General features: G+C 69.6%; 1 protein-coding gene. It reads left to right on the forward strand.

Annotated elements, in window-relative coordinates; translation table 11 throughout:
- A partial coding sequence (locus tag KGI06_06395) for a hypothetical protein (protein MDE1871838.1) occupies window positions 1-1,042 on the forward strand: 1,042 nt, incomplete at both ends.

Consider the following 1,042-nt stretch of genomic DNA (forward strand, 5'->3'; position numbering starts at 1 on the left):
ACGGCGGCACGTCGCCCTACACCGACCCCACGAGCCCGCAGTTCGTGCTCAACCCGGCAGGCCCGAACTTCATGGCCATCGTGGACAAGAATGGGACGCGCTACGGCTTCCTGCCGGCGCCCATCCGCGCCCCCCTCAAGGTGCTCACAGCCGGCCTCGCCGCCGCGGCGGCCGCCGGCTTCCACGGCCAGAGCCCCCTGGGCGTCGCCAAGACGGGCACGCTCGCTGAACGAAACGCCGCCGGCCAGGCGCTCTACAACCGTGCGGCAGGCCCGTGGCGTGCCTTCCCGTTGCCACAGACGGGCAATGTCAACTACTTCGGCCCGCACACGTGGGGAGATGTGCCCGGCAGTCTGGCGGCCGGGGCGACGCCGCTCGTCGTCAGCCCCCTGATCCAGCATCCGCCGCACGACCTCGGGCAGGCGTTGACCGGGCTCGAACGCTCGGCCGGACAGTTCGTGGGCATCTTCACCACGCCAGCGTCTCCTGCGCAGCTTCACAATCTGGCACGTGACCGCGCCGCTGTGGGCAAGGGCTATCAGGGATACGCCGACGCCATCGCGCATGGCACGCCCGCGGACGTGCGGGCGATCAACGCCGACCCGGCCGTGCAGGCGGCCGAACGGGCACGGGAAGACCAGGCGACGGGGGCGCTCAAGGGCTTCTACCTGCGCCGCGACCAGATCAACATCCAGCAGTCGGTCTCCGACGGGCAACTGCAAGCGGGGCAGATCACGGGCGCGGACTGGCGGGCCGCCTACGACAAGACGGAGCAGGAGATCCACGACGCGGTGCGCGACTACCTCTCCAACATGCCTAGCGGCAATCAAGACCCGCTCCTTCAGCAGTACGCCGCCCAGGGAAAGCAGTTCGTGGGGGCCGACGGCCGCATCACCGACACACAGGGCTACTACAACGCGCTGGACGCATGGAAGGCCAGCCTCTCTCCCGCAGACCAGCAGAAGCTCGACAACCTGCTTCAGCCGTCGGCCGCCCCGAGCCTCGTGGTGCAGGAGTACCGGGACACGACGCAGGCGCTCCA

Source organism: Candidatus Micrarchaeota archaeon, from assembly GCA_028866575.1.
Classification (GTDB): Archaea; Micrarchaeota; Micrarchaeia; order Micrarchaeales; family Micrarchaeaceae; genus UBA12276.